Source organism: Streptococcus infantis, assembly GCF_047464415.1.
Taxonomy (GTDB): domain Bacteria; phylum Bacillota; class Bacilli; order Lactobacillales; family Streptococcaceae; genus Streptococcus; species Streptococcus infantis_AE.
In genome coordinates this window covers 83,374-108,367 of the sequence record NZ_JASHBX010000007.1, presented here as the reverse complement: position 1 = coordinate 108,367, position 24,994 = coordinate 83,374, and the positions used below count along the sequence as shown (strand labels likewise).

The window sequence follows — 24,994 nt, the reverse complement described above, 5'->3', positions numbered from 1 at the left end:
ATAGCTGGATCTGTTTTACCAGATACTTCTTTCTTAGTTCCGACTAAGACAATCTCATCTTGCGGTGCTTCAATAGTTTCGCGAAGTTTTTCAGTACGGCTTCCATCTAGTGCTACTTCAGTCAGGATACGTTCTTTACCTTCACGACCTGCTTGAGTTACACGAGTTTCACCTTCTGCTAGAGTTGGATCTTCTTTCTTCACTGTCTTGAAGCTGAGAGCTTCTTCTACCACTTCTAGGCTAGGAAGCTCTTCCTGAACAGCTGGGGCAACTTTCCCAGTTTCAACCTTTTCTTTGGTCAATTGGATACGGTATTCCTTGACCTGTTTACCACTTTCTGAAACGAGACGTACCAAGACTGGAAGTTTATCGTCACCACTATCAACAACTGTTGCCGCTACGTTTTCACCAGCTTCAACGGTCACTTTAGGACGGTTTCCACTATAGGTTACTTGGTAATCCACACGAGCTTCAGAGAAGTCTGCAAGCTCTCTACCATCTACTAGAAGTTTAGAAGCTGTATTGTCTTTAGGTGCTTCACTTGGTGCGATAAAGGCCATTTCAGTGATAGCCACACCCTTCTTGTCTGCTTTTCTGTCCATGCGCCATCTCATAGCTTTAGCTTTGACCGGTGCAAAGGTTACATGGATGTCAGTTCCTGCTTGAACTTCTTGATCCGCACGATATTCAACTTTCTCCCAGTTAGAAGGAGTGTTGAATGGATGTTCTGGATCGTATGGTTGGTAGTTAGAGTAATATTCTGGTGAATCAAATTCTGGTCCCACATAGCGTTCTAGAACAAGTTTAGAAGGTGCATCTGTTCCACCATCTGCAAAGAAGCGAATGCTTCCTTCAGCTACAGTACGTTCAACAATCTTACCATTTTCTCTGAAGATAACCCCTACTGAGACTTCTGGATTATCAGATGGAGTTGGAGACCAGTTGGTCCAACGACGAGTTTCATCATCTGAACCATCGTTAACATAATCTACACGGTCATGAGAGTTTGGATCAATATCGTTAGTTGCTGAGGCAAATGAACGGTTGCTATCGTCATCGAAGTCTGGGTTGTCTGATAGGTTTTCACCGAGTTTGTCTGTTACACGAACAGCTACTTCAGCAGTTAAATCAGTACCCAAAACACGACCATGAACTGTAAATTCACCTGCTTTTGTTAGATTTTCTGCTGGAACTGCTTCCCAGTCAACAGCCAAGTCTTTCACTTCATAGTCAGATTTTCCTGTGAAGTAGACAGGAACTTTTGTTGGTAACTCAAGGGTTTGTCCTTTAGCAACCAAGCGAGATGATTTGGCAACAGCAACAGGTTTACTTGCGAGCAAATCTTTATCATTTGTGAAGTGTAGGCGGTATTCACCTAGGATATCTCCGTTTTCAGCCTTGACAACAACACGAACTGGATCTCCTTCACCTACGCTTGGTACAACTGTTGCAATACCATTTTCAGTGACATTTGCTGTAACAGCTGGAGCTTTTCCTTGGCTTGCTTCTAGATAGTAGTCAGTCAAGCCTGGGTTAAAGTTTGGCAAATCTTTTCCATCTACTTGGATTTTTGCTTGAGCATTCTTAGCTGCAGCTACTTGTTTAGAGAAGATTTGCATTTCTGTAATAGAAGTACCCCATTTACCATCTGGTCTAACCATGCGGATACGAACAGCATAAGTGTTGACTTTATCAAAGCTAAAGTGGGTCATTTCTCCAGCTCTGACTTGATCTGGAGCCTTGAGATTTGTTACTTCTTTCCAGTTTTTATCGTCATTAAAGACATGGTCTTCGCGTGCTACGAAGCTTGGATTCTTAGGAACTGTTGGAGTTGCTGAACCGACATAGTATTCGATGACATAGGATTTAGGTGCACCAACACCGTGGTCTTCGTGGAAGGCTACATTGAGGTTATCCACTGAACGTTTAGACATGATACCAGAGTCACCAAAGAGAATTCCTACGGATGCTTCACTTGTACGGTTCCAGTTTGTCCAGCGGTTTGCTGGTTGGTTGTTATATGAAATTAGTTTGTCATTGACATTGGCTACTGAGTCACTTGGATTTGAGTCTGATGCAAAGGCAAGTGGCAATTCTGAACCAGTCCACTGGTCAGAAATATTAGCACCAGTTTCTGTCTGAGCAGACACACGAACATGAAGTTTAGTTGGTAGTTGAGTACCTTCGACATGTCCTGTCACAGTAAACTTGCCTTCTTGTGCGTATTGGCTTGGTTCAATTGCGTCCCAAGTTACTTTAGCTGAAGAGACTTGGCCATTTGAGTGGTAAGTACGAACGCTCTCTGGTAGTTGAGGAGCTTCTGCAACTGGAGTAGTTACGCTCACTTCTTCGACAGCAATGATACCTTCGACAGATACCTTAGCATGTGCTTCTTTCTCAATTCCTTCAACTTTACCTAAGACATCAAAACTATGGTATTTAGCAAGGTCTTCCTTAGCAACTGCTTGCCAAGTCACCTTGTGAACCTTCGGAAATCCTTTATCATACTCTACAGTTACAGTAGCAGGTAGACTTGGTTCTTGGTTCAAACCTGTCACGACACTAACTGGACGGATGGCTTGGACAACTTTGCTTTCAGTATTTTCTTGAATGTTCAAGTCAACCTGACCTTCTGCTCCTTCAAATTGAGCTTTCAGAGTTACTTGACCAGGTTTATGCAATTCAAGCATACCTTTACGAACGGCTACATCTCCTTCACCTGTAGTTGAGAAGGTAACCTTATCAGCCTTCAAGACTGCTTGTGTACCGTCTTGATAGTGAGCCAATACCTTGATACCGACAGTTTGGTCTTCTTTCAAAGTAGCTGCATTTTCAACTTCTAGGCTCAAACGTTCAATTTGTGGAGCCTCTTGTAGGAATTGGATAGCATAGGTTTGTAGTGGGCCACCATCGTTGGGTTGAACATGGATGCTTGCACGCATACCATTTGCTTCATTAGCTTGAATAACTGTCACTTGAGCATTTTCAGCCGTAGCTTTAACCTCTGGCAAAGCTACGCCATAAGCAAGCTTGTGGTATTTTACAGGTTGGTCAGTTGAAAGACCTTCAACCGCTTGATCTGCCACAGTTACATTTGGAACTACTGGATTAGCAGCTTCACCTTCTGCCACTACCAAGGTCGCAGCGATTTCTTCATCTTCTAAAATACCTTTTGCTTGGATGCGAGATCCTGGGATTGCTAGTTTAGCTTGATCTTCAGCTGCAATTTCCCACTTATCAACATCATAGCTTGCTACAGTACCATCTGACAATACGTAGGAAACAGATTTGTCAACTGAATTTAGGTCTGTATTTGGAGCGATTCTCTTGACTATAGGCAATTCTGCTTCGAGAGCCAAGACTTCAACACGCGCTTCTACATCACGTCCATCTGCTACACCCTTAACAGTTACAATTCCTGGTTCATTGACATCAACTGCTGACCATTCTACTGGAAGTTTTGCACGACTGCCGTCACTGTAGATAAAGGCTACTTTCTTAGGCATTTTTGGTGCTTGCCCGATAACGGTACGGACTTTAGCAACTTCTGTACCTAAGACAGTTTTTTCTGCTTGGTCTTTCTTACCTGTGAAGATAGTAGTTTGATCAGATTTCAAGAGATCAGAGTGGGCAGTCAAGGTGAATTTACCTGCTTGCTCAGTTGATTTGACAATGACAACACCCTTACCATTGAAGGCCTTGCGAATCCATGAACCATCAGCTTGCTCTTTGTAACGCTCACGGCTTGCTTGTTCACCGTTGTCCACACCGACAATCTGACCTTGTCCATGCAACTGGAAGCGCACAAGGTTATTAGCAGTAGGAACCACATTGCCAGCGCTATCAACGATTTCGTAGTAGATATAAGTGAGGTCTTTCCCGTCTGCTGCGATAGCATTTTCTTCTTTGACTAAGCGAACACCTGCAGGCTCACCAGCAGTCGTAACCTTATCACGAGCAATTTCGTTACCTGCCTCATCACGAGCTACTGCTTCCAGGGTTCCAGGTTGATAAGCAACCTTCCACTCAAGGTAAAGTTCATTTGCATTGGCACCTTCTTGATAAGTACGGCCATCACTTGTTTGTTTCTTGTTAAAGGTTTTCTTACCTAAGGACTCACCATTCAAGAATAGTTCCACACTGGCAGCATTTGAAAATGCACGAACAGGAATCTTACCATCTGCATCCGCTACATTCTCTTTTAGACTAGAGTCTTCCCAATTCCAGTGAGGAAGGAGGTGAACCATTGGTTTCTTCTGAGCAGAAACCCATTGGCTTTGGTACAAGTAGTAGTCATTCTTTGGAATGCCAGCTGTATCTACGATACCGAAGTAAGAACTCTTAACTGGTGTGTTGTTTTGGTTGTGCCATGGAGTAGGCTCACCGATATAATCGGTACCCGTCCAGATAAACTGACCAGCATAACCAGCATTGTCACGATCAAAAGTCCACGATGCAGTGGCTGTTTTACCCCAACCAACACGGTCATTACCGTAGTCTGACTGCTCATAATGACGATATGCTTGGTTACTGTGAACTAGCTCACTTTCTGGACGGAAATAGCTACCACGAGTACGTGTTGCTGAAGAAGTTTCTGAACCGTAAATCAACCAATTTGGATGTTTCGCACGAAGCTTCCTGTAGTTGTCTTCTGAATAGTTAAATCCAACCGCATCAAGTTCGTTCGCAATCTTTTCATGATCACCACTACCATCACCAAAGCGGAACTTGTCTGCTCCCATAGTGACATAGCGTGTCTTATCAACTGCCTTGATCACTTGCACCAAGCGTTTAACAGTCGCTAGAGAACGAGCTTTACCGTCTGCTTCACCGATTTCATTACCGATAGACCACATGAAGATAGCAGGGTTGTTCTTGCCTCTCTCGACCATTGTACGTAGGTCAAAGTCAGACCATTTTTCACCTTTTTTAGCATCTGGGTGAGTGGCGTCTTTGTCAAAGAAACGTCCGTAGTCATACTGTTTCTTCCCACCGTACCAAGTATCGAAGGCTTCTTCTTGCACCAACAAACCAAGCTCGGCAGCGATCTGCAACGTTTGCTCACTAGCTGGGTTGTGGGTTGTACGGATAGAGTTCACACCCATATCCTTCATTTGTTTCAGACGACGGTATTCTGCCTTATAATTTTCTTCAGCCCCTAGAGCTCCGTGGTCATGGTGAAGAGAAACTCCATGGAATTTAATGCGTTCACCATTCAAAGAGAATCCTTCATTTGGTGTCCAATTATAGTAACGGTAACCAAACAAGTCCTTCTTGGCATCGACCAATTGGCCGTCACGATAAACACGAGTCACTAATTCATAAAGAGCTGGTTTATCATTAAGGACTGTCCAGAGTTTTGGTTTCTCAACTTGTAAAATAGCATTTAGGCTAGTTGATTGATGAGCTTTCAAGACTTGGCTATCTGTACGAACCACGTCCGTTACAGCCTGACCATTTCTTTCAATAATTTGGTATTCAGCAACAATTTCATGATCTTTGTCATCTGTATTGACAATCTTACTTGTTACATGAGTATCAACCTTACCATTTTGTTGTTTTTCAAGGTCTGGTGTTAAGATAGTTGTTCCATTTTTCTCAGCATGAACTTTATCTGTGACTTGAAGGGTAACATCACGGTAAATACCACTTCCTGAGTACCAACGGCTACTTGGTTGTTTGTTGACCGCATGTACAGCCACGACATTCTCACGACCATCTTTATTGAGATAATCAGTGATGTCATAAGAGAATTGGTTGTAACCATTTGGATAGTGACCAACTAGCTGACCGTTTACATAGACTTGCGAATCCATATAAACACCATCAAAGACCAGGCGAACATTCTTGTTAAGGTCTTTTTCATCTAGTTTAAAGGTCTTGCGATACCAAGCATCCCCACCATTGAGTTGTCCACCTTCGTTTTGGGCAGGAGAATCATGATCGAAGTCATTGTAAATACTCCAGTCATGAGGAAGGTCTAATTTCTTCCAGCTTGATACATCTGCATCTGGTTTGATAGCGTCTTTAGCATTGGCATTAAGTTTAAAATGCCAGTTTTGGTTAAATTCTATTTTACGGTCCTCAACCAATTGATTTACCTCCTCACTGGTAGCCGGTTTTAGGTCCGGTTTTTCCGTTTGAGCAGATTGATCTTGAGTAATTGCTTGAGGTTTCTTATCTAAGATGGAATCCTCTTTTTTGTCAGAATCTGACTGTACAGTTTGGTTGTCCTGTGTTTTTTCAACTTCATGAGCTGGTGTAGCAACTTCACTTGCAGCTGCTTCAGTTGATGCTGGCTGTTCTGGACTTCTTGTTTCACCAAGTTCCTCTTTATGAGAATCATCCTCTACTTTTTCTGCAGCAACTGCAATTGGAGTTTCATCAGCTGAAACTTGGCTTGCACCAGCTACACTTGCTCCAAATAAGACTGAGCAAGTGCCGATAACTACAGAGCAAGTTCCAACGGTAAATTTTCGGATACTGTACACTCTTTTTCGATTCCAATGATCTTTTCCCATAAGATCCTCCTTATATTCGTAACCGCTTCTAATTTTATGTAAGCGCTCTACTTTTCCAGTAGTATTTTGCTTCTATTTTATAAAATAATATAAGAAACTTCAATACTGGCAACATAAAAATCATACTTTTGATTCTTTTTTCTATAATTTGTAGAAAAGTTTAAAAATCTGAATGTACATTTAGTGAATGATTTTACTAAAAAAGGCGCTGGGACAGAAATCGATAGACAAAGTCTCGATTTCGTAGTCCCAGCTCCGCGAGGATGATTAGGAGATTTTTGGAGTCTAATACTCAATGAAAATCAAAGAGCAAACTAGGAAGCTAGCCGCAGGTTGCTCAAAGCACTGCTTTGAGGTTGTAGATAGAACTGACGAAGTCAGTAACATATATACGGCAAGGCGACGCTGACGTGGTTTGAAGAGATTTTCGAAGAGTATAAAAGACGAACAGAAAGTTCAATCAGCTACCGCGTCAACGTTTGATTGCTAATAAAAAGTGAGGTCGGGATCTTTTGTCCCAACCTCTTTTACGGACTATCAAACTAACATTTCCTATTAGATTATTGACTAGATTTTCCCTTTTCCAAAAGCTTGACCATCTCATCTTTACGTTCTTCAAGCTCGGCAATTTGCTGAAGCAAAAGCTCTGAAAAATCACATTCAAGCTCTTCAGTTTCGCCACTATTAAACCAATCCAGAGCTACTATATGATTGTCCTTATCAAAGCAGAAAATTACATCTCCATCACCGATGATAGACAGAAATGGAATATAGTCAACAAACCCTAAATCATGTAATTCCTTGGTTTTTATTCGAATGTCTAGGAAGTCTGGGATGCCATTTGCAATTCCCAAGACCTTGATACCTCGGCAGAAGGTCCAAAAAGGGGCTACATCGTAAGCCTTGGCTCTTGGCCATAGCTCTTCCCTGACTTCCATAAAGAGACCTCCCAGAGCTGACATGGTGAATTCCCTGAAATCTTCTGGCAGACGAATGCCGTATTGATTTTCAAAATCCTGAACATCTTCTTCCGATGGTTCATTGCCCATGCAGGCGACAACTTGATAAGTTTCCTTATCATAGTGACGAAAATAATCATAAACTTCCTTGAGTGCCATTATCCAACTCCTTATCCTACATAGATATACTCAATAACCACATCACATAGTTGATGATCCTTGTCATAGCCAAAGTAAACAGGATAATTTCCATCTCCAAAACCAGATTGAATCATTGGAATAGTCAGGTCTGTATGTGGTATTTTAAAGTTAATCCAATCACCGCCTTCTCGTTGATATAGGGGATGTTCTATGGCATTTTGAGCAAAAATTTCCTCAAAGAAATCATCATAGATGTTTTTTTCAGGATTTTCTTGATACCATTTTTCTTCAAAATCACAGTAGGCATTTTTTGTCTCAACATCCACAATAGTTGCCAAGCCTGCATCGACTGAAAATCCAAAATAAGAATCTTCTTCAACAGAATCCAGGTTTTCAGTACCAGTTAAAGCTTCATAGTAAACAACTGGAAGTTTATCTGTAAATTGAACTCTTGTTGCAACATACCTATAATGATCTTCTTCGATTTTAACTACCAAGGTTTTGAGAGGAAATGTTCCTTTTGGAACGGTCTCTAAATAGGGTTTTTCATTCCTACGGAGCCAGACCAAGGGATCCCTAACTAAAATTTCTCCACTTGGGAAGGTCACTTCCCCCATATCTAAGACAAAGACTTCCTTGCCGTCTATTTCTTTCATCTCGAAACACGCTGCGTAATTGACAGACGAGGTCAAAATATGTTTGATTTCTTGGTATTTTTGCAACCATTCTTCGGAAACTTGAAGTTTTTCCATCGGTCTTTCCTTTCTAGTTTAAAACAAATCTGTACTGAAGTTAAAAATAGATTTAAATCGAATCTAAATAAACTACAAATCCATCTGGCAAGATGACTTGCTGACCATCTTCAAACTGGCAATGACTCGCTAAATCAACTAAATCTCTGTCTAAAATATATTTCTCAGAAGACTGATTAAAGATTGCTTGAACTTCTTTCCCTTGGTAGTTCCACTTCAAGGATAGGACATCTGGTTTCAATTCTTGCAAGCTATAGGAACCATGCTGGATCATGCTTGAAATTTCCTTACGGACCTGAATCAATTTCTTCATGAAATTCAGCATATCATTGTCCTCAGAAACACGGTCCCAAGGCATGACACGACGGCAATCGGGATCTGGTCCACCTTTAAGTGCCAGCTCTGTTCCGTAATAGATACAAGGAGTCCCTTTTTGAAGATAGAGGAAGGTTAAAGCAGCCTTAACATGCTGGATATTTCCTTTGGCAGTTGTGAGGATACGCTCTGTATCATGAGAATCTAAAAGGTTAAACATAACTTCAGCAATTTGTTGCTTATAGTACATAGACTGGCTATTGATTTCTGAAATGAACTGCTCCGTCTTTTTATGCTGACGTAAGAAATAATCCTTGATACTTTCAGAGAGTGGATAGTTCATAACAGCATGGAACTCGTCTCCTTGTAGCCAAGGTTGTGAGGTATGCCAGATTTCACCTAAGATGTACAAATCAGGCTTTTTAGCAAGAACTGCCTTTCTGAAATCTCTCCAGAACTGGTGGTCAATTTCATTGGCAACATCCAAGCGCCAAGCATCGATATCAAAATTTTCAATCCAGTAGGTCGCAACACTTAAAAGATAAGCTTTCACCTCAGGATTTGCTGTATTTAACTTAGGCATATAGCTAGCAAAGGCAAAGGTATGATACGGTAGTTCTCTTGGGTTCTTAAGTTTATCCTCAGTAACTGGAAATTCTTGAATATGGAACCAATCTTTATAAGGGGAATTTTCTCCATTCCTTAGAACATCCTGCCATTGGGCTGACTGATCTCCGATATGGTTAAACACTGCATCTAACATGATTTTGATGCCCCGTTTATGGGCTTCCTCTACTAGATTACGAAAGATTTCCTTGTCTCCAAAGTGACGGTCAATTTCAAAATAATCCGTCGTATCGTACTTGTGATTGGTTGTAGCTTCAAAAATCGGACATAGATAAAGTCCAGTGATTCCCAAATCTTTAAGATAGTCTAAATGGTCAATAATCCCTTGCAAATCTCCACCAAAAAAATCATCCCTTTCAGGAGAAATCTCTGCATCCCACGCTCGAGCTCCATCAGGAGTCAAATTAGGATTTCCATTAGCAAAGCGTTCTGGAAAAATCTGGTACCAAACGGTATTTGAAACCCAGCTTGGAACTTGGCAACCATCGATTTCGTGAATGTAAGGAAGTTTAAAGCCATTTCCTTCAGCATCCAAGTTTTCTTGAGTATGTTCTACACAACCCTTATCTCCGTAGAAGACTCCCTGACCTTCCTTATCAAGAAGTTCAAAGAGATACTGAATCCGTGCAAAATCAACCGATACTGTAACCTGCCAATAATCAAACAAGGCGTCTGAGGTTACTTTGGTCATTTCATTCTTAGCTTCATACTTATCCTCAATAAAAATAAAGGGATCACCATAGTGTAGAATGACCTGCTGGACATCATTTTTCTTGGTTCTAATTCGAATATGTAGCTGACCTTCCTTATAAAGATAAGCATACTCTGATTCTGGTCTATGATAAATGGCTGTTAATTCCATGTCTTGTCTCCTAAATAATCATCATCAACAAAAGTGCAAACATTTTCATAATTGCTAGTTCTAGTATACTATTTTAACTGTTTATTTGCAATACTTGGTCAAATTTCACAAAAAACAGCACAAAATAGATACTGTAGACTAATCAAGAAATTTCAGCACCTATCAATAAAAAAGCTCTCAAAATCAGCCTCACAGCCTAGTCAATCTGACAAAGGGCAAGTTCTTTTAATCCTCTGTCGTACAGAAAGGTTAAACAATAGTTGTCTGTTATATTTTGAACCTTATGTTTACTCATTCCTCTAGGCATGGCTATTTCGCACAGTTCTCTTGTTGCCAGAGAAAATAGCTTTTGCTTGCCTTTCCAGTCATCATTCTTAAATAGGGGGCTCAGGATAAGATAAGGCGAATCCGTAAAGAGTCCATTGACACCAGCTTTTTTACCTAAAGCCTTTAAATGTTCAGATTCTAATAACTTTTCGATAATACGACCATCACTAGAGATTTTAACTAGGGCATAATAGTCCATGCCCCATTTATTGACGGAGGTTTGGCTTTCTCCAGAGCTAAAGGCATAAAGCTCTTGCTGCCACCATTTCAGACTATCGATTTTAGGACAAGCATCTGTGCTCCTGTCGTGGTGGTTTAAATATTTTTTATCAATATGCGAATAAGTGGTCCACTTAGCCTGCTTTTTCTCTCTATCAAATTCTAAAAGGGCAAAGTTTCTTGCCTGATTTGAATAAACTTGATCTTCAAAACACACGGGTATCTGGTCGCTATCTGATACTATTTGAAAATATCTCTCTTGTGCCTTTTTAGGAAGTATACTTTGCGAATCCTTTATGGCAATGATTTCTGGATGAGAAAAATCACCAGTATAATAGACTATTTCCTTACCAGCCTTGATGATGCCAATGTTTTGTCCATCTGTAAAGAGTAGAGGCTCTTCCTCCCAAACATGGTCACAATCCCAAGCATCTATCTCCTTCACACCCAAAGGCGATACTTCAAGCAGACAGTAGCGATTGAAATCTTCCTTCTCACTGGTCAAGACAAAGGCTCTACCATCCTGTAACATGACAGAATTGAGAACACTATTATAGTCCTTGTCTAGTTCCCATTTTTTTAATAGGCTTAACTTTAGCTTCCCCATTTTCTTCCTCCTAATACCCAATGAAAATCAAAGAGCAAACTAGGAAGCTAGCCAAAGGCTGTACTCGAGTACGACAAGGCGAAGCTGACGTGGTTTGAATTTGATTTTTGAAGAGTATAAACAATCACCATTCATTGATGGCAAATAGAATGGCTAATCGAATATTTCTTAGCAACTGATCCGAAAGTTCATCGTATACTTGACCCAGTCCCTTATCTTGTGCCAGCCATCCAGGTTCATCATTCCAGGAACCCATTGCTCCAAAAACATCCGCTGCACTTGCAGCTCTAAATATGCTTAGATGTTGCGGTGGAATTTGAGGTTCTGCCAGTCCTTTACCAGATTCTGGGTCTAGCAAAAAGTTTCTGGCAGAGTGAAAGACTTTTGCAAAGTTCTCACATTCAATTTTAATTGCTAGATCTTCTATACGAGCCAATACGTCCTTAAATTCTTCCAGATTATTTTCATAGTGAGGAATGTCTTGAGAAGACCTTTCCCATTCATACTCGGTGTAGGTGACATCCCAGCCTCTGCCTGAGGAAGCAGATTTCCAATTTGATAGGAAATAACTTGCCTTCCCATCTTTATAAAAACAGAGAATTGCACTCTGTGTTGTATTGGAAAATCCTAAAATCCCTCTGTCTTCAACTGAAATAGGACAAAATAATTGTAAATCCTTCAAACCTTTTTCCTTAAGGTTTTCAAACCAATCAGATACAGATAGTTCTATAACTTCCCCCTTTTCTGACGGCAAAATTTGAAAGCTCAACTTATTTGTATATTTTTCAGGCTTATAGCATATTTCTTTATCATTTTTTAAAGCCTTCCTAGCGGCTGCCACGATACAGGCTATCTGATACATTTGTCCGTTCATATGATCTCATCCATAATCCCTTCAATCAACTCCGTAAGACTTTCTGCTACATAGATAATTTCATCAGGGTCATGAATGTAGCAAATAATCTGCCCTTCCTGCCCCTCTCGGTCTGGATCAAAATCCAGCATAAGATAACAAGAGTCACAATACTGAGCAAAAGGAAACCATTTTTTATTAAAAAGATAGGACTTTATTCTACTATCACGCATATTTTCCAGGTCTTGACTAGAAAAATAGTCGGGAAATTCTGTTAACAGAGCATCCCTATTTTGAAAGTATTTTTTACAAGTCTCAATTTCCTGCAAACTCATGAGAGAAAAAGGCAGCTCTCTCTGGTCAATCACACAAGGTAAAATAGAGAAGTATTTGCTCCCATTTTTGTAGCTATAAAGCTCTTTGAAGTCACTAGGTAGACGAATGACAAGTATTTCCTCCAAAGCTTGAAGCTCTTCCTCGGAAGCACCAGAAATATTCTGATAATCATCTAGGTATTCCTCTTCCACAGGATCATCCAAATCCCAGTCTTCAAAATACTCACAAATATAAGTTTCTATATTTTTAACTTTGTCAATTAGTTGCATCATTTCACCATGATTTCTTTGTTTTATCTGTCTTACAATGCTTTTTAACGATTATAACTTGTTTTTTCTAGGGGAAGGGGTTCAGGATTTTGCTTAATCCAAGCAATAGCTAGCTGACACAGGCGGTCTAGGCGAGGCTCGTCATCAAAATCTTTCCCATGAACTTGAGCAATAAGCTCTTTAGTCTCTTTTAATTCTTGATCTGAAAGAGGGATTCCCAGAGACAAGTATTGAGGGAGAGCTTGAAGTATTTTTCTATAGTCCCTGTCCCAGTTGGCCCCACCATTGCGATCCAGTTCATCTCGAACTCGACCTGGTATACGGATAACTTCTCCCTGAACAGTTTTTGCTGCGCCACTCGAAGGGATTAAGAAGGACCAAAGTTCCTCATATTGCTCCTCCCAAGTTCCTTCTTTGACCAAAATTGGTGCACTGCCATCATGAGTTATTCGTTTGGCTACCGGCTTGACATCAAACAAACGATAAAGTTTGGCTAAACCTTTATCTGCTGCTTCTAGATAGTCAGAATTGATTCCTTCTCTATGAAATTCAAAATCCTTACCAATATTTTCGACCTTTTCTTTCATGGCTGGTGTTTTCTTAGCACCAGCATCCAGCAGCATTGTGGCGATTTCAGCTGTTTGGGCAATATAGATTCCCCGACAGACAGTGAGAACGGAGTCTAGGGGAGCTTGTCCCCTATCATTTTTAGTGTTGACATTTGCTCCCTTTTCTAAAAGAAGCGCAACGGTCTTAGGATGAAAAAACTCAGCTGCCATGTGTAGAGGTGTATTTCCATAAGTATTGCTTTTTTCAATATCTGCTCCCAATTCAAGCAAGAGTTTTACAGTATCTCTCCCCATGGTTGCCTGACGATACAAAGGAGTCGCTCCATAATAATCAGGGGTATTGATATCTAAGCCCTGTTCGACAAGCCAGATAACCAGCTCATCAGGAACCCCACCAAAATGCAGAGCCGTACTTAAACTATATCTCCCGTTATGGGCAGTTAGCTCACACTTGTCATATACGGCCTTTAATTGGTCAATATTGCCGTCAGTTAGTAGTTCATTGAAGTCCTTAGGTAAGGTAACTCTTTTCTTTGCCATCTTTAGTTCCTTTCTTCTGATACATCATCTAGGGCAAGCCAATGAAGATTGTCAACAGTTTTCAAAGTCAGGACTTGTCCATCATAATCATTTTTCAACTCAAGACCGTCTTGCTCAATAGATATATTATTGTACCAATGGTCTAGGCTGGCGTATTTCCCCATATGAATGTTGATAAGTATACTGGTTATGGGATTCCAAGTCCCTTTCTTAACAGTTTCAGCTAAAAGATAGTAAGCGTCTAAAAATATGAGATTTCTCCCATAAATCCAAAAGGGCAGTTCAAGTTCTAACAAAGGCAACTTGGCAGAAAAAATCTCATCCCCATGCGGTGGCACGGTTTCATAATGAAATTCTATCTCACTGCCATAATAGGCAATCAAGGCTCCCTGACATCCGATATTTTGAGGAATTCCTTCCTCAGCTACTATAAATTCCATGACTTGCTCCTTCTATTTTCAATCATAAAATCCGACCAGACTCTTCCAGAATATCAAACTGGACGCATGGCATTTTCTAGTCATCAAGTGGATGAAGTCACTTTCACAACCCTTCCAAACTGCAGATTGAGCCGTCCCCATGGCTCTCACAAATGCTAGAAAATCTGGTGACAGCCATATTTTTTCATCATAGTTCAGCTCTGCATCAACAGCATAGACAGTCCCAATTTTACAATCCAGCAAAATAGTGTAGGGATCTCCATTTGCAATGATGATCAAGCCTCTTTCTTGTAGAGTCGAGTAATCGTGGTATTCCAAATTGCGATTGATCAGCCAAGTCAGGCTAGCGTCGTCCCCATATCCAAACTGGTAACTTAAAAAACCGATCTGCCCCCAGTTATAGGCCAGAATATATTTCCTAAAAATCGGATCCAAATCTTGGATTTGAAGTTGGCTTTTTAAACGATCCAGTTCAGACACTGGCAAATCTGTTTTATTCAGGACTATCCCTTCTCTTATCTCAGAGTCCAGCCCTTGTGTTTCTTCTTGGGTAAGGAAAATGATTTGGTCAATTGTCAATAATTCCATTGTCGACCTCGGACTATACATAGAGCATTATCTAGGGTAATACTCAATGAAAATCAAAGAGCAAACTAGGAAACTAGCCGTAGGCTGTACTTGAGTACGGCAAGGCGACGTTGACGCGGTTTGAATTTGATTTTTGAAGAGTATAAGCTAGCTGGTTTGTGACTTCATTTATCTAATGAAGGTTCTTATCTCAATTATACTCCAAAACAATCAAATAGAGATAAACTACCAGTATTTTCAGGGATTATTTTTGATGAACAACTCCTCCTAATTAAAGTAAAAAGCCATTCAACAAGGGAACAGCTTTATCACTTATAATTAAAGGTTTCCCCAGCTAACTTATCTGCTAACTTGGGAAAGAGAGTATAAAACTTATGGGCTAAGTGAAGCAAGACTGGGAGATTAAGTTCCCGTTTGTTTTTTCCTATGGTTTTAACAATCTTTCTAGCTACTGCATCTGGCTCGAGTAGGAAACGGTCAACCGATTTTAGATAACTGCCGTCTGGGTCAGCTTGGTCAAAAAATCCTGTACGAATCGGACCTGGATTGACCGTCGTCACATAGACTCCATAAGGCATGAGTTCGAGACGCAAAGCATTTGAAAAACCAATAGCCGCAAACTTGGTCGCTGAGTAAAGACTGGACTTGCCAGTCGCTATCAAACCAGCCATACTAACGATATTGATGATATGCCCTTTTCGTGTCTCCTTCATACGAGCTGCAACCAAACGAGACAGATTCATCAAAGCAAAGGTGTTGACCTCAAACATTTGATGAATATCTTGATTAGAAATCTTGTCAAATTCCTCAAAAATCCCGTAGCCAGCATTGTTAATTAAAACATCAATCTTGCCATAACGCTGGTAAAGTTCAGACATTAGTTCTTCTAAGGCTTGAGCATCGGTAATATCAATCTCAACCAATTCTGCATGTGGATGATTTCCGTATACTTGAGCTAATTTTTCCTTATTTCTACCCAGCAAAATCAATTGATCATTGGACAAGAGTTTGACCATTTCTTGGGCTAGACCTCCGCTAGCTCCTGTTATGAGAACAGTACGCATACTTTTCCTTTCTCGAGATTCTAGATTTCCACTTCTTCTAGGTCTTTAACCACATGGACGTTTTCAAAAATTGTTGCCGCATCTCTTTTGAGCTGGCTAATGTCTTTTGAAAGGAAGCGTGCACTGATATGGTTGAGCAAGAGTCGTTTGGCTCCTGCTTCTACTGCAACCTGAGCAGCCTGCATGTTGGTTGAGTGTCCGTGATTGCGGGCAATCTTTTCGTCTCCCTTGCCATAAGTCGACTCATGGACAAGAACATCTGCATTGACACCAAGACGCACACTGGCATCTGTTTTTCGAGTATCTCCCAAAATGGTGATAATCTTACCAGGTCGCGGTGCTGAGATATAATCTGCTGCCTTAATCTCGGTGCCGTCTTCTAAGACGACATCCTGACCGTTTTTAATTTTTCCAAAAAGAGGGCCAAATGGGACACCAGCAGCTTTGAGCTTTTCAGCATCCAAGGTCCCTTCTAGGTCCTTTTGCATGATACGATAGCCGACACAGAAAATAGTATGATCCAACTCTTCCGCATATACAGTAAACTTATCCGTTTCAAGGATTTTCCCAAGAGAATCTTGGTCAAATTCATGAAAATGAATCTTATAGGGTAGACGAGAACCAGAGACACGTAAACTAGTCAAGACAAATGACTTAATACCTTGGGGACCATAGATTTCCAAATCTGTCTGCTCTTCATTGGCTTGAAAGGCACGACTAGAGAGAAATCCAGGCAAACCAAAGATATGGTCTCCGTGTAAGTGAGTGATAAAGATTTTGCTGATTTTTCGTGGTCGAATCGTGGTTTCCAGAATGCGATTTTGCGTCCCTTCTCCACAGTCAAAGAGCCAAACTTCGTTAATCTCGTCTAATAGTTTCAGGGCGAGACTGGAAACGTTGCGGGCTTTGGAGGGCTGACCAGCCCCCGTTCCTAAAAATTGAATATCCATTCGATACTTTCTAATTAATCAATATATAACATAGCGGTGCGGTTTTCTGAGCGATAATAAAACTTACCAGTATAGGCTTTAGCTTCTTGTAGCAAATCCTCTTGACTATAACCTTTGAGACGCTTGCGACCATCTGCCAAACTTTCCAAATCTGTCAAGGCTGTAAGATTTTCCACGCTAACAACTTCCTCATCTTCGACAGCCTTCATATAAATTTTTCCAGACTCCTCAAAGACTAGCTGATGGGGGAAAATTTGCGCAATCTCAAAAAGCAAGTCAGCTGTGATTGTTTCCTCAGCCTCTGAGAAAATCCGACCTAAACCTTCACTCTCATAGCAAAAACCAAAAGATTTGCCTGACAGATTCAGACGAATAAAGGGTTTGCTTTCTTCCGTGAAACTTGGATTAGCATTGTAGAGGTTCAGTTCCTGGCTGACTTCCGCAAAATAATCGGTCGCAGCTTGAGGACTTTTTTTCTGGTAGAGTTCTGCAAAGTAGGCATTAACCACGCTAGGTGGAGGGGTGATGAGAGCTAGTTGCTCCTCTTCAGACCTACCAGCTAAAAGCTGATCTAGATATACCTTGTCTAAACTCGTATAGCCACCATACTTGAGAGCTAATGATTTGATATCAGTCATAAAATTCTTCTAATCTCCATTTATTTTTCTCAGAAATGTAGCCTGTGATGACTTCACCATCATCTTGGTAGTCACGTTCTTCAAGAATCGCAACACTTTCTAAATCATGAATCTTGTAAGACTTAGAAAAAGGCACGCGCAAAGTAAAGGGTTCAAAAATTTCCTTAATCTTATCTAGCAATAAAGCCTGCAACTGTTCTCGACTATCTTTAGACTTTGCAGAAATCAGTGCATACGGCGTTTGGGTAGGCGTGAAATCTTCCACCAAATCCGCTTTATTATAAAGGGTTAGGCGAGGAATATCCTCCATGTCCAAATCTTTCATGATGGAAAGAACTGTTTTTTCATGTTCCTCATGGTAAGGATTGCTGGCATCGATAACATGAACCAAAAGGTCTACATGCTTGCTTTCTTCCAAGGTCGACTTGAAACTAGACACCAACTCTGTCGGCAAATCTTGAATAAACCCAACAGTATCAGTTAAAGTCACCTGAAGATTGCCCCCCAGATGAATACTTTTAGTCGTCGCATCCAGAGTCGCAAAGAGCTCATCTGCCTCATACTGGGTCTTGCTAGTCAAGGTGTTCATAATAGTTGACTTTCCAGCATTGGTGTAGCCAATCAAACCAATCTTAAAGGTGCTTGACTCCAAACGTTTTTCTCGAACTGTCGCTCGATTTTTCTCAACGACTTTGAGCTGGCGCTCGATATCTGTGATTTGGTTACGAACACTACGACGATTGAGCTCCAACTGACTTTCACCTGGACCACGAGAACCAATGCCCCCAGCCTGACGGCTGAGCATAATTCCCTGACCAACCAAGCGAGGTAAGAGATACTTAAGCTGGGCTAGGTGGACTTGAAGTTTTCCTTCATGGCTTCGAGCCCGCATGGCAAAGATATCCAAAATCAACTGCATTCGGTCAATAACCTTGACTCCTAGCACTTCCTCTAGATTGACATTTTGACGTGGTGTCAAACGGTTGTTGACGATGACAGTCGTGACTTCTTCTGCATCCACCATTTGAGCAATTTCTTCTAATTTACCAGATCCGACAAAAGTCTTAGAGTCGTATTTTTCACGTTTTTGTCTGTAACTATCGACTACAACCGCACCAGCCGTCTTAGCCAGACTAGCCAGTTCTTCCATGGAGAGGTCAAAATTATCCATGCCCTGGAGTTCAACACCAATCAGCAGGACTCGCTCCTCTTTTTTCTCCGTTTCAATCATTTAAAAACTCCTCAATCTGGTTTAAAATACGGTCTTTTACACCAGATTCTCCTATCTGATAAAAGGTCACCTGCATGCGATTACGGAACCAGGTTAGCTGGCGCTTGGCAAAACGACGTGTCGCCTGTTTGAGGCTGTCACTAGCTTCTTCCAGGCTCTGCTCACCTCGAAAATAGGGAAATAGTTCCTTATAGCCAATCCCTTTAGCAGCTTGAACATCTGGATAATGGTCAAACAGCCACTTGGCTTCGTCTAGAAGTCCAGCTTCAAACATCAGGTCCACTCTGTGATTGATACGCTCATAAAGCTGACTACGCTCATCATCCAAGCAAATAATCAGAGGTTCATACAAGGTCTCTTGATTTTCCAAATCCTGACCAAAATGGGCAATTTCCAAGGCACGCATAGCACGACGACGATTAAACTGGGGAATCTCAAGACCTGCTTGCTCCACCAGATGAGCTAATTCCTCATCTGTATAATGTTCCAAACTAGTCCGATAGGCTAAAATGTCCTCATGTGGTGTCTCTCCACCTAGATGATATCCCTCTAATAGACTCTGAATATAAAGTCCTGTCCCACCTGCAATAATAGCGAGCTTACCTCGACTTTGAATATCCTCAATAGCCGCCTTAGCTTCTGAAACAAAATCAAAAGCCGAGTAAGACTCGGTTACTTCTCTCACATCAATCAAATGATGAGGGACAGTTGCCTGCTCCCCCGGACTTGCCTTGGCTGTCCCAATATCCAGTCCTCGATAGACTTGTTGGCTATCTCCACTAACTACTTCACCATTAAAATGCTTAGCAACTTCAATGGCTAGAGCTGTTTTTCCAACTGCAGTCGGTCCAACAATCACAATTATTTTTGTTTTCATCTTTTTTCCTTGAAAAATTCCCATTTTTTCGTTACTATTATTATATCATAAAAAGGTCAGTCAGAAAAATGCGACCTCTTGAGGTAGCTGGCTGATTTATAAGTTAAAGGAGGAATACTCATGGCTAAAGGATTCGCTAAAGGTCTTGTAACAGGTATTGCAGGAACTGTCGCTGCAGTTGCAGGTGCAGTATACGCAGTTAAAAAGAAAGTGATCGAACCAGAAGAACAAAAAGCAGCTTTCATCGAAGAAAACCGTAAGAAAGCAGCGCGTCGTCGCGTATCACGTTAAAAAACAAAAGAAGTTGGGATTTTTCTCAACTTCTTTTTTTCTATTCTTTTATACTCAATGAAAATCAAAGAGCAAACTAGGAATCTAGCGTGGTTTGAAGAGATTTTCAGAGAGTATTAAATTGCCAAGTCAAACTTCAACTGTGGCTTGACTGGATCATAATCAACCAGCTCAAAATCCTCTGCTTTAATATCAAAGAAGTTAGTCCCGTCTGGTACATTCAAGACCAAACGTGGTTGGCAGTTTGAAGGCTCACGACGAAGCAATTCCTGAGCTTGTTCAAATTGATTGTCATAGATGTGAAGGTTATTGATAAAGTAGAAGAATTTCCCAACCTTCCATCCAAAATGTTTGGCAATCATCATTTGAAGAGCCACATACTGCATAGCATTGATATGATGAGCCACCAGCATATCATTAGAACGCTGGGTCAAAGTCGCATCCAGATAGATAGCCCCATCTACACGACGGACATCAAACATAGTCTGAAAGGCGCATGGAAGGAGACCATCTGTCTCCTCAAAAGCTTGGTAATCCCAAAGAGAGATGATATTGCGACGGTTCCAAGGATTAGCTTCTAACTGTTTGAGAATCTTGTTAATGATGTCATGCTTCTTAACAACAGCCCCATAACGTTCCCCAATAGTCCCTGTATCTCCAACTTCCCAGTCATTCCAGTAGTGAACATTGTACTTGTCATTGAGTACTTCCAAACTATTGGTCTGGTCTTGGTAGATCCAAAGTACTTCCTTGATGGCTGATTTGATTGCGATGGGGCGCAAGGTCGTGATGGGAAATTCCCCCTTAGACAAATCGTACTCCGCAAAAGCACCTGTGATGTACTTGGAGTTAGCTACTGTTCCATCCTTATACTTGGGACGAGCCTGTTCTGAAAAAACTCCTTCATTGAGAATTCGCTCGATATTTTCTTTAAAAATCGTGTCTGCTTTTGTCATTTACTCTCACCTCAATTATTGTCTTAACTAGTATAGCATAAAAAGAGCTTTTCTACATACTCAGATAATCGATGGCTTTTTTATATTTTTCAAATCGTTCCAAATCCTCGTCAGTAACAGAACTCAATCTAGATAAATCCGAATTATGCTTCAAATCTGCTAATTTGACAACACGTGCTAGAGAATTAGATTTCACATTTTCCAGATATGTTTGATAGTCTTGCCCCTTTTTCTTTGACAAAATCTGAACGGCAGTAACTACTGTTTCTGGCAAACCAGCTTGTAATAGTTCTTCAGCCGTATAATGACTGTCCTCAATAACATCATGTAGCAAAGCCACTGCTTTTTCTTCTTCAGTAACAACTTGGCTTGCTACAAAAAGTGGGTGTTTTATATAATCTACTCCTGCCTTATCAAATTGTCCTCTATGAGCTTCCGTAGCGATAGACAAGACTATATCAAACATGGATTGTTCTGCAGTATTCATCCAAAACTCCTCCTATCATTAGTGAGTTATTACTTTATTCTAACAACTTCAACTTAAAAAGAGCTTGATCAATAACCAAGCTCTTGATTCATGTGCTTTATTGCAATACAAGTGATGCTGCTCCGATAACTCCAGCGTCGTTTCCTAGAGTGGCAAGAGCCAATTTAGTGGTTGTACGAACTTGTGGGAAAGTATTTTCATCATAAACCTTTTGCACGCCTTGAAGAAGGAAATCTCCAGCAGCTGATACACCACCACCGATAACAATCGTTGATGGGTTTAGGATTGAACCGATGTTGGCACATGCAATACCCAAGTAACGTGAGAAGTTACGGTAAACGATCAAGGCAAGGTCGTCCCCTTCTTTCGCAAGGTCAAAGACAGTTTTAGCTGTTACTTCTTCTCCGTCATCAATCAAGCGTTTCAACTCTGCATCGCCTTCGTATTCATCTGCATAACGACGAGTCAAGTTAACAATACCTGTTGCTGAAGCTACTGTCTCAAGACAGCCTTTTTTACCACAAGTACATGCGATTGGTTGATCAAAGTCAACTGTGATGTGTCCAAGTTCACCTGCAGCACCTGCAACACCGTGAAGTAATTTTCCTTCTGCCACGATACCGCCACCAACACCTGTACCAAGTGTCATAAAGACAACATCTGGTTGGTTTTCACCAGCACCCATCCAACGCTCACCAAGAGCAGCTACGTTAGCGTCATTGTCGATAAAGAATGGAATACCCAAGGCTTTTTCCATTTTTTCTTTGATTGGTTGAAGAGTTTTCCAGTTGAGGTTGTAGGCACCGATAACAGTTCCTTTTTCACGGTCAACTACACCAGGTGACCCCATACCAATTCCACGGAAATCTTCAGCAGACAATCCAAGCAATCCCAAACGGTGTTGAATAGTTTCAATCATATCGTCTACGATATGGCTTCCTTCATCCAAAATGTTAGTCTTGATAGACCATTTTTCTTGGATTTCTCCTTCTTGCGTTAAAATAGCGAACTTGATAGAAGTTCCACCAAGGTCAATCCCAATAATCTTTTGACTCATTTTTATCTCCTTTATGATTTATCACTTCTTTATTATTTTATCAAACTTGTTTCAGCAATTCAAGAAAACTTCTGGTTAATTCTGCAAACTCTTTTGGTTTTGCCTTATTCAAAACATGAGGGCCATCAGGGATAATTTCAAACTGGGAATCTGGCATCAGTTCATGAATACTTTTCATTGAGCTGAGATTAGGCTTATCCTGACTACCACAGATCAACAAGCTTGGATAGGGACAATCCCGTGCAATCTCTCTTAAATCAAGTGTTTTTAATTCCTCGGAAACTCCAACCATAAGAGCCTTATCTGCCCCCTGCTTCTCATATATCCTCTTAGGAAGCAATTTGAATATCAGCAACTGAATGTAAAAAGGAATGTTACCTGCTAATTTCAGTGGACATCCTGACAAAACCAAGGCCTGAAGATTTGGTATCTCAGAACTTGAAAGCTCCAATGCAAGTGCAGCCCCTAAAGATAAGCCAACTAAGACAAAAGGCTCTGTTTCCTTTGATAAGTGCTGATAAATGCGCTCTTTGGCTTCTTGATAAGTCCCAACTCCAGTAGGAAATAACTCTATGGCTTCAGAAGGATAATCTGTTAGCAAAACCTGAACTTCTTTCCAACTATCTGCGGACTGACCCAAACCGTGTAAAAATATAAGTTTCATTTAGTGCTCCTTTACTGACAACTCATACAAGCCTCTGACTGCATTACAACCATAGATAGCTTCTGCTCGCTTCAAATCTGCTAAAGTCAGAATTTTCTCCTCTACTTGCCCATTTTCAAGCAAGTGTTGACGATAAATCCCTGGTAAAAGACCTAGTTGACTTGGCGGTGTATAGAGTTTCCCATTCATTTTCAAAACCAGATTGCCAATAGAGGTTTCAAGCAATTTTCCATCAGCAGTGTGATAGATGATTTCCTGATTTCCCACTGTCAAATGTGGTCGGTATGTCGTCTTAAAGTAGGTAAAGGCCTGCTGTAAATCAGCTTCCTGTAGACAAAGTTTGGCCTGACAGAAGCTAGAGCTAAGCGGTGTCAATACTTGTTGTTCAATTTCAATCTCTCCGGATTTGCTAAGACTGAGTCGCAAACGATAGTCTTGGTGGAGGTCACAAGCCTGACATTCCTTCTCTATTTCTTCTATCAAACCAGCTTCATCAAATGGAAAGGCAAAGTAACGACTTGCTTTTCGCAGTCTTTCCATATGTTTATTTTCAAAAAGTAATTTCCTCTGGCTAATTTTCCCTGTAGTAATTAGTTGAAAACGAGGCTGTTTTCGGTAAAGAACAGTAGCCTTTTGATGGACTTCGCGGTATTCTGACTCCCAAGTGCTATCCCATGTGATGCCTCCACCGACTCCATAGATGGCTTGCCCTCTATGCAGTTGAATGGTTCGAATAGCCACATTGAAAATCCGTCGTCCATTGGGAAGCAAGATACCAATCGTCCCACAATAAACTCCTCTAGATTGGGGCTCCAAGTCCTTGATAATTTCCATGGTCGCTATCTTGGGTGCTCCTGTAATTGAACCACATGGAAAGAGAGAACGGAAGATTTCTACTAGGTCAATATCTGGTCGTAACTGACTCTTGATGGTCGAAGTCATCTGCCAAACCGTTGAATACTGTTCCACCTGACATAAACGTTCCACATGCTCACTTCCCACCTCAGACAGACGATTCATGTCATTGCGCAAGAGGTCCACAATCATCATATTCTCTGAGCGATTTTTGGGATCCTGTTCTAACCAAACTGCCTCTTTCAAGTCTTCTGCATCAGTCAGACCACGTTTAGTCGTTCCCTTCATAGGACGAGTTGTCAATTCACGATCATTTTGCTCAAAAAAGAGTTCTGGACTCATGGAAATCACTGCCATGTCGTCATGCTCTACGTAGGCATTGTAGCCTGCCTCCTGCTCCACCACCATGCGATTGTAGATTGCAAAAGGATTAGCAGACAACTCCTGCTTGAGTTGAACCGTGTAATTGACCTGATAAGTATCCCCTTGTCTTAAATGATGGTGAATCCGAGCAATCGCCTTTTCATAGTCCTCTGCAGATGTTACTTCCTGCCAGTTTGTTGGCAAATCCACCTCCTCATAAGTCAGAGGGATGCTGGATCTTTCAACACTGTCATGGACGGTGAAATAGAGCAGATACTCTCCCAATAAAGGAGTTTCGTGAACTGCTAACTTCTCCTCAAAAGCTGGCGCAGCCTCATAGCTGACATAACCCACCACATAGTAGCCCTGTTCTTGGTAGCTTTCCACTTGAGCTAACAAGTCTGTTACTTCTGCTAAATCTCTGGTTTTTAACTCTTTGATAGGCTGGGTAAAGGTGTATCGCTCACCCAAAGCTCTAAAATCAATCACTGTTTTTCTATGCATATCCTAAGTATACCATAAAAGCCAGACCCCAACAGGAGATCTGGCAATTTTATTCTTTAAGAATGATAAAGTAGAGGCACTTCCTAAGAAAATCTGAACATAGCATTCTCTTTTATCACACCGACTTTTTAT

20 protein-coding genes and 2 pseudogenes are annotated in these 24,994 nt (G+C 41.0%); 1 reads left to right on the top strand and 21 read right to left on the bottom strand.

Translation table 11 applies throughout. The features are described 5' to 3' along the window. Positions 1–28: 28 nt before the first annotated feature. From bgaA to miaA, 16 genes and pseudogenes are all read right to left on the bottom strand, one after another. Positions 29–6,143: pseudogene (gene bgaA / locus QM460_RS05665) on the bottom strand (LPXTG-anchored adhesin/beta-galactosidase BgaA); the annotation flags it as partial. A 210-nt stretch (positions 6,144–6,353) separates the two neighbouring features. Further along, a pseudogene (locus tag QM460_RS05660) lies at positions 6,354–6,521 on the bottom strand (YSIRK-type signal peptide-containing protein); the annotation flags it as partial. Between the two features lie 560 nt (positions 6,522–7,081). Continuing rightward, positions 7,082–7,639, bottom strand: coding sequence for an SMI1/KNR4 family protein (locus tag QM460_RS05655; RefSeq protein WP_001185400.1), 558 nt, complete (start codon positions 7,637–7,639; stop codon positions 7,082–7,084). An 11-nt stretch (positions 7,640–7,650) separates the two neighbouring features. Further along, positions 7,651–8,373: a DUF4241 domain-containing protein gene (locus tag QM460_RS05650; protein WP_000413612.1), complete on the bottom strand. Its 723-nt coding sequence runs from the start codon at positions 8,371–8,373 to the stop codon at positions 7,651–7,653. A 52-nt stretch (positions 8,374–8,425) separates the two neighbouring features. Beyond that, positions 8,426–10,177, bottom strand: a complete 1,752-nt coding sequence (locus QM460_RS05645; RefSeq protein ID WP_414289494.1) for a glycoside hydrolase family 13 protein — start codon at positions 10,175–10,177, stop codon at positions 8,426–8,428. A 196-nt stretch (positions 10,178–10,373) separates the two neighbouring features. After that, positions 10,374–11,330 carry a hypothetical protein gene (locus QM460_RS05640; RefSeq protein ID WP_414289493.1) on the bottom strand — a complete coding sequence of 319 codons (957 nt, stop codon included), beginning with the start codon at positions 11,328–11,330 and terminating at the stop codon, positions 10,374–10,376. Between the two features lie 124 nt (positions 11,331–11,454). Continuing rightward, positions 11,455–12,204, bottom strand: a complete 750-nt coding sequence (locus tag QM460_RS05635; protein WP_316107635.1) for a hypothetical protein — start codon at positions 12,202–12,204, stop codon at positions 11,455–11,457. Continuing rightward, on the bottom strand, positions 12,201–12,788 hold the full coding sequence (locus QM460_RS05630; RefSeq protein WP_414289509.1) for an SMI1/KNR4 family protein: 588 nt from the start codon (positions 12,786–12,788) through the stop codon (positions 12,201–12,203). Before QM460_RS05630 ends, QM460_RS05635 begins: the two co-directional genes overlap by 4 nt. Positions 12,789–12,832: 44 nt before the next feature. Further along, positions 12,833–13,897, bottom strand: a complete 1,065-nt coding sequence (locus tag QM460_RS05625) for an ankyrin repeat domain-containing protein (RefSeq protein WP_414289492.1) — start codon at positions 13,895–13,897, stop codon at positions 12,833–12,835. 2 nt (positions 13,898–13,899) lie between these two features. Then, positions 13,900–14,337 carry a hypothetical protein gene (locus QM460_RS05620; RefSeq protein ID WP_414289491.1) on the bottom strand — a complete coding sequence of 146 codons (438 nt, stop codon included), beginning with the start codon at positions 14,335–14,337 and terminating at the stop codon, positions 13,900–13,902. 18 nt (positions 14,338–14,355) lie between these two features. Next, a complete protein-coding gene (locus QM460_RS05615; protein ID WP_414289490.1) occupies positions 14,356–14,925 on the bottom strand; it encodes an SMI1/KNR4 family protein in 570 nt (189 codons plus the stop codon). A gap of 308 nt (positions 14,926–15,233) precedes the next feature. After that, positions 15,234–15,989: an SDR family NAD(P)-dependent oxidoreductase gene (locus tag QM460_RS05610; RefSeq protein WP_414289489.1), complete on the bottom strand. Its 756-nt coding sequence runs from the start codon at positions 15,987–15,989 to the stop codon at positions 15,234–15,236. Between the two features lie 20 nt (positions 15,990–16,009). Further along, positions 16,010–16,939: a ribonuclease Z gene (gene rnz, locus QM460_RS05605; RefSeq protein ID WP_414289488.1), complete on the bottom strand. Its 930-nt coding sequence runs from the start codon at positions 16,937–16,939 to the stop codon at positions 16,010–16,012. Between the two features lie 14 nt (positions 16,940–16,953). Continuing rightward, positions 16,954–17,577 carry a cystathionine beta-lyase gene (locus QM460_RS05600; RefSeq protein ID WP_414289487.1) on the bottom strand — a complete coding sequence of 208 codons (624 nt, stop codon included), beginning with the start codon at positions 17,575–17,577 and terminating at the stop codon, positions 16,954–16,956. Continuing rightward, positions 17,570–18,808, bottom strand: coding sequence for a GTPase HflX (gene hflX / locus QM460_RS05595; RefSeq protein ID WP_414289486.1), 1,239 nt, complete (start codon positions 18,806–18,808; stop codon positions 17,570–17,572). The genes QM460_RS05600 and hflX overlap by 8 nt, the downstream gene beginning before the upstream one ends. After that, complete coding sequence (gene miaA, locus QM460_RS05590) at positions 18,801–19,685, bottom strand: tRNA (adenosine(37)-N6)-dimethylallyltransferase MiaA (protein WP_414289485.1); 885 nt, start codon at positions 19,683–19,685, stop codon at positions 18,801–18,803. Before miaA ends, hflX begins: the two co-directional genes overlap by 8 nt. A 120-nt stretch (positions 19,686–19,805) precedes the next feature. Here miaA and QM460_RS05585 point away from each other — a divergent pair, with 120 nt between their 5' ends. Then, positions 19,806–19,976 (top strand): DUF3042 family protein, encoded by a 171-nt coding sequence (locus QM460_RS05585; protein ID WP_049526232.1) that lies wholly within the window; start codon positions 19,806–19,808, stop codon positions 19,974–19,976. 116 nt (positions 19,977–20,092) lie between these two features. On the opposite strand, the gene QM460_RS05580 is transcribed toward QM460_RS05585, so the two are convergent. The 5 genes from QM460_RS05580 to pabB form a co-directional block, all read right to left on the bottom strand. Beyond that, positions 20,093–20,932 (bottom strand): thymidylate synthase, encoded by an 840-nt coding sequence (locus tag QM460_RS05580; protein ID WP_414289484.1) that lies wholly within the window; start codon positions 20,930–20,932, stop codon positions 20,093–20,095. 52 nt (positions 20,933–20,984) lie between these two features. Next, positions 20,985–21,419 (bottom strand): GTP pyrophosphokinase, encoded by a 435-nt coding sequence (locus QM460_RS05575; RefSeq protein ID WP_414289483.1) that lies wholly within the window; start codon positions 21,417–21,419, stop codon positions 20,985–20,987. 97 nt (positions 21,420–21,516) lie between these two features. Beyond that, on the bottom strand, positions 21,517–22,476 hold the full coding sequence (locus tag QM460_RS05570; RefSeq protein ID WP_316107619.1) for an ROK family glucokinase: 960 nt from the start codon (positions 22,474–22,476) through the stop codon (positions 21,517–21,519). A 40-nt stretch (positions 22,477–22,516) separates the two neighbouring features. After that, positions 22,517–23,140: an alpha/beta fold hydrolase gene (locus QM460_RS05565; RefSeq protein ID WP_049508571.1), complete on the bottom strand. Its 624-nt coding sequence runs from the start codon at positions 23,138–23,140 to the stop codon at positions 22,517–22,519. Next, entirely contained in the window at positions 23,141–24,862 is a 1,722-nt protein-coding gene (gene pabB / locus QM460_RS05560; RefSeq protein WP_049508569.1) for an aminodeoxychorismate synthase component I, read from the bottom strand. Between the last annotated feature and the right edge of the window lie 132 nt (positions 24,863–24,994).

Excerpts from the sequence above, each read along its gene's own strand:
- miaA (WP_414289485.1), bottom strand. The coding sequence starts at position 19,685 with ATGAAAACAAAAATAATTGTGATTGTTGGACCGACTGCAGTTGGAAAA.
- QM460_RS05580 (WP_414289484.1), bottom strand. The coding sequence starts at position 20,932 with ATGACAAAAGCAGACACGATTTTTAAAGAAAATATCGAGCGAATTCTC.
- QM460_RS05630 (WP_414289509.1), bottom strand. The coding sequence starts at position 12,788 with ATGCAACTAATTGACAAAGTTAAAAATATAGAAACTTATATTTGTGAG.
- QM460_RS05650 (WP_000413612.1), bottom strand. The coding sequence starts at position 8,373 with ATGGAAAAACTTCAAGTTTCCGAAGAATGGTTGCAAAAATACCAAGAA.
- QM460_RS05645 (WP_414289494.1), bottom strand. The coding sequence starts at position 10,177 with ATGGAATTAACAGCCATTTATCATAGACCAGAATCAGAGTATGCTTAT.
- pabB (WP_049508569.1), bottom strand. The coding sequence starts at position 24,862 with ATGCATAGAAAAACAGTGATTGATTTTAGAGCTTTGGGTGAGCGATAC.
- QM460_RS05600 (WP_414289487.1), bottom strand. The coding sequence starts at position 17,577 with ATGACTGATATCAAATCATTAGCTCTCAAGTATGGTGGCTATACGAGT.
- rnz (WP_414289488.1), bottom strand. The coding sequence starts at position 16,939 with ATGGATATTCAATTTTTAGGAACGGGGGCTGGTCAGCCCTCCAAAGCC.
- QM460_RS05615 (WP_414289490.1), bottom strand. The coding sequence starts at position 14,925 with ATGGAATTATTGACAATTGACCAAATCATTTTCCTTACCCAAGAAGAA.
- QM460_RS05570 (WP_316107619.1), bottom strand. The coding sequence starts at position 22,476 with ATGAGTCAAAAGATTATTGGGATTGACCTTGGTGGAACTTCTATCAAG.
- QM460_RS05585 (WP_049526232.1), top strand. The coding sequence starts at position 19,806 with ATGGCTAAAGGATTCGCTAAAGGTCTTGTAACAGGTATTGCAGGAACT.
- QM460_RS05640 (WP_414289493.1), bottom strand. The coding sequence starts at position 11,330 with ATGGGGAAGCTAAAGTTAAGCCTATTAAAAAAATGGGAACTAGACAAG.
- QM460_RS05655 (WP_001185400.1), bottom strand. The coding sequence starts at position 7,639 with ATGGCACTCAAGGAAGTTTATGATTATTTTCGTCACTATGATAAGGAA.
- QM460_RS05575 (WP_414289483.1), bottom strand. The coding sequence starts at position 21,419 with ATGAATACTGCAGAACAATCCATGTTTGATATAGTCTTGTCTATCGCT.
- QM460_RS05620 (WP_414289491.1), bottom strand. The coding sequence starts at position 14,337 with ATGGAATTTATAGTAGCTGAGGAAGGAATTCCTCAAAATATCGGATGT.
- hflX (WP_414289486.1), bottom strand. The coding sequence starts at position 18,808 with ATGATTGAAACGGAGAAAAAAGAGGAGCGAGTCCTGCTGATTGGTGTT.
- QM460_RS05610 (WP_414289489.1), bottom strand. The coding sequence starts at position 15,989 with ATGCGTACTGTTCTCATAACAGGAGCTAGCGGAGGTCTAGCCCAAGAA.
- QM460_RS05625 (WP_414289492.1), bottom strand. The coding sequence starts at position 13,897 with ATGGCAAAGAAAAGAGTTACCTTACCTAAGGACTTCAATGAACTACTA.
- QM460_RS05565 (WP_049508571.1), bottom strand. The coding sequence starts at position 23,140 with ATGAAACTTATATTTTTACACGGTTTGGGTCAGTCCGCAGATAGTTGG.
- QM460_RS05635 (WP_316107635.1), bottom strand. The coding sequence starts at position 12,204 with ATGAACGGACAAATGTATCAGATAGCCTGTATCGTGGCAGCCGCTAGG.